This is a genomic window from Wolbachia endosymbiont of Drosophila incompta, from assembly GCF_001758565.1.
Classification (GTDB): Bacteria; Pseudomonadota; Alphaproteobacteria; order Rickettsiales; family Anaplasmataceae; genus Wolbachia; species Wolbachia pipientis.
Genome location: NZ_CP011148.1, coordinates 864,773 through 868,156, shown reverse-complemented (window position 1 = coordinate 868,156; position 3,384 = coordinate 864,773). Strand labels below are relative to the sequence as shown.

The 3,384-nt window shown below is 34.6% G+C and carries 4 pseudogenes; 2 read left to right on the top strand and 2 right to left on the bottom strand.

Features of this window, described 5'->3' with window-relative positions:
* Positions 1-23: 23 nt before the first annotated feature.
* A pseudogene (locus WG67_RS06325) lies at positions 24-1,006 on the top strand (IS4 family transposase); the annotation flags it as partial.
* 193 nt (positions 1,007-1,199) lie between these two features.
* Here WG67_RS06325 and WG67_RS03855 read toward each other — a convergent pair.
* Positions 1,200-2,131: pseudogene (locus WG67_RS03855) on the bottom strand (IS110 family RNA-guided transposase).
* Positions 2,132-2,347: 216 nt separating this feature from the next.
* On the opposite strand from WG67_RS03855, the pseudogene WG67_RS06755 reads away from it, so the two are divergent.
* A pseudogene (locus WG67_RS06755) lies at positions 2,348-2,755 on the top strand (IS4 family transposase); the annotation flags it as partial.
* Positions 2,756-2,762: 7 nt separating this feature from the next.
* Here WG67_RS06755 and WG67_RS06320 read toward each other — a convergent pair.
* Positions 2,763-3,306, bottom strand: a pseudogene (locus WG67_RS06320) (DUF6444 domain-containing protein); the annotation flags it as partial.
* Positions 3,307-3,384 lie beyond the last annotated feature (78 nt).

Genomic DNA, 3,384 nt, shown 5'->3' with positions numbered 1-3,384 from the left:
TTTGCAAATATTGAGGGTGTAAAATGGCAAGTATAAGTAGTGAATGGGCTAAAAATGAATTTGGAGATAAAAGGTTAACTGAGCGATTAGTAAAGATTGCTGATATGTTTGACAAAATTACCTGAAAGTTAGATTAATCAAGCATGTGAAAGTTGGTCAGAAGCAAAAACAGCATAACGTTTTTTTCAAAATGAGAATGTAAAAGAAAGTGATATTTTAGCTACACATATTAATAAGACGGTTGAGAGAACAAAAGCTCACAAGAGGGTTCTTGTCATTCAAGATACCAGTTACATTGTATATAATAACCATAAAAAAACAAGCGGATTAGCAAATTTGTCCAGTTATGATACTGCAAAAGGTATTATAATGCATACAGCTCTTGCCGTTAGTATAGAAGGTTTGGTACTAGGGATACTAGATCAAAAAGTTTATTCAAGACCTGAAGAAACTGAGAACCTTAAAAAAAAGAGCGATCGCATTGAAGATAAAGAAAGCGTAAAGTGGTTGGAAACTTTAAGAAAAACAAATAATATTATTGATCCAACTCAAACTGAGACTATAACTGTATGCGATAGAGAAGCAGATATATATGACTTTTTTGAGCTTGCACATAATCTTAATTCGGCAGTGCTAGTTAGAGCATGCAGAGATAGAGCAGTAAATAGAAAATCTCGATATCCTGAAAAAGGTGAGCAGAAGTTATGGGCATTTATTAAATCCTCTCATTGTGCAGGTACGGTAGAAGTTGAAGTTCCTGTAAAAGATAATAAGCCAAAAAGAACAGCACGTTTGGAAGTTAGATTTGGAAAGTTTATGATGAATCCATCTAAGAATAATATTAGGCATAAGACGGAAGAACTACCTAAATTACCACTTTATGCAGTTTATGTTGTTGAGAAAACTCCCCTTCCCTTAAAAAAAACCGCTAGAATGGATGCTATTAACGAATCTTTCAGTTAATACTTTCGATGAAGCTGTTGAAAAAATTAGTTGGTATCAACTATGTTTTTTAAAAATTTTTTTATTTGTGTAATTTTGCAAATTATATGGGCAATAAAAACCCGTTTGTCATAGAAATAGAATTTTATATCAAACAGCTACCACAGCAATTTCTGCTTAAGCTAATGAATATGTGCTTTAAGTCTGTGTGGACGCACATATTCATTAGCCAATTTCAGTTACCGTTGTGAAGATTTTTAAGTATGCAAATTAATTGCTTCTTTAAGTCTTGTATTAGCAATTACTATAATTTTACGCATTAGGGCTGTTATAGCCACCATCTTCTTCTTACCACTTTCAACAAGCTTAGAATAAAAGGCGCCAAGTATAGATTTTGACCTTGTAGCAGCCATAGCGGCTGTAAAGAGCTTTGAACGAACGTTACTTCTACCACCTGTAATCCTTCGGTAACCAACAGCTTTACCACTTTCTTTTGGATGCGGTGCAACTCCGGCAAGACTTGCTACTTCTTTTCTATTTAAGTAACCAAGCTCTGGCATTAAACACAAAAAATCTTGTGATAACTTTTCCAGGAACTGTTTTAAGAATTTTTTGGCGTTGTTGTAATTCGCGGCTTTCATCAATAATCTTTTGTATAGTATCATTGAGTTCGTTTATTTGACTATCGAAAAACTCAATGGTCTTTTGACAGCTTTCTTTTATATGATCATTTTCCGGTGCTTCAAGTCTGCATTTTTCTTGAGTTCTCATTTGCGTAATATCATCACGACGTTGACAAAGTGCAGCCAAAGTTGATTGTTCTGTAGAGGTAGGTACAAATAGAGAGATAGTTCTATGGCGTTCAAATCCATATTGAGCAAGAGCTCTTGCATCTAGACTTTGCTAAAGTTCCGTGAGATAAAATAAAGCTTTTTACTTTACGAGTATTAGCTCGATGCACGGCAATATTTTTGTCGGTAAGAAAATGTGATAAGCCAAGCTCATATTTCCCTGTATTTTCTAAAGTCACTAAAGCATTAGGTAGAATATCTGAAAACTCTTGAAATAATTGTTGCCAACCAGAAGCATTATTATCAAATTCGACAGCATTCTTCTGTTTGTGAATTGCAACGATATTTTTAAATTTTCCGATGTCAATGCCAATAAAATTTTGATAAGATGTAACCATAATAAACCTCGATAGTTTTAGTTAATTTAAGATTGTAAACGGGTGCATATATATGTCCCAAGCAACTATTCAAACGTATCGAGAGATAGGGCTAGCGTACCTTGATACCAACGGTTGTAATACCAATTTCCTTTCGGTCGCGCACGCCCGCTATTCCTAGTGAGCAGGGTTATCTTTCTCTCTTATCTCTTTTATATCACGTTTTTAACTTACAATTGCCTTAGATGGAAAATAGAGATATTACATAAAATTTTAAATCCGGTCTCAAAGTTGAAGAATGTAGGCTTGGAATAGCAGAAAGACTAATGAGATATCTAACAGTTATGAGTATTATTGCTTGGAGGATCTTCTTTATTACATCAATTGCAAGAGCTAACCCAACATTACCATGTACTACCTTATTAGCTGAAGAAGAATGGAAAGTTTTATACGTTAAAATACACAGAAAACCATGTCCAAGTGTAGTTCCCAACATAAAAGAAGCTGTTTCATGAACTTGGAGGCCATTTAGCAAGAAAAAATGACCCAAAACCAGGACCAATTACTCTTTGGAAAGGATATAAACGTCTCTTTGATTTAGCAGAAGGATGGCGACTTGCTCACGAACCTCATATTTGTGGGTAATAGTAAGATTTGATATGCTGCCAACACTTATGTTCAAATTAAAAATGTCATTTATGATACTAGCCACTTCACGCTTTGAGTTTTTGTAAAATTCGCTGAGTGCTGCAATTATAGACTTAACCCTTGGACCAAATGTATCTGGCGTAACACCTTCTGGTAACTTGCTACTTTTTCTTTTTCTGCATCTCCAACAACGACCATGTTCCAATTACTACATAAGGCCTAATTTCCGGAAGATCAACTTTTTGGTGAACATAAGGTTTTTCGCATATTACAAGCTCTCCTCCGCATTCGCAAATATTAGGCAACTCTATTTTTACTACTTTATCCGCTTCCATTGTGGCATGAAAATTTCCTTTATGCCCAACCTGATCGCCAACATTCCTTTCGCTTTTTGGCTTGTCCTTTTTTATTTTGTATAGCTCTTTTGAGCTGGGCAGGGATGAGTTTTTTGAATTTAAACCGAGCCTTTCCTTTAATTCAGCGTTCTCTATCTTTAAAGCTTTATTTTCTGCTTTTAAGTTTTCTATCTCTGCTTTCAGTTTTTCTATTTTTTGCTGTAAATTTTTGCAAAGTTCTCAAAGGTTTACCACATTACCTCACTTTTGCTCTATGATTATCTTTATTAT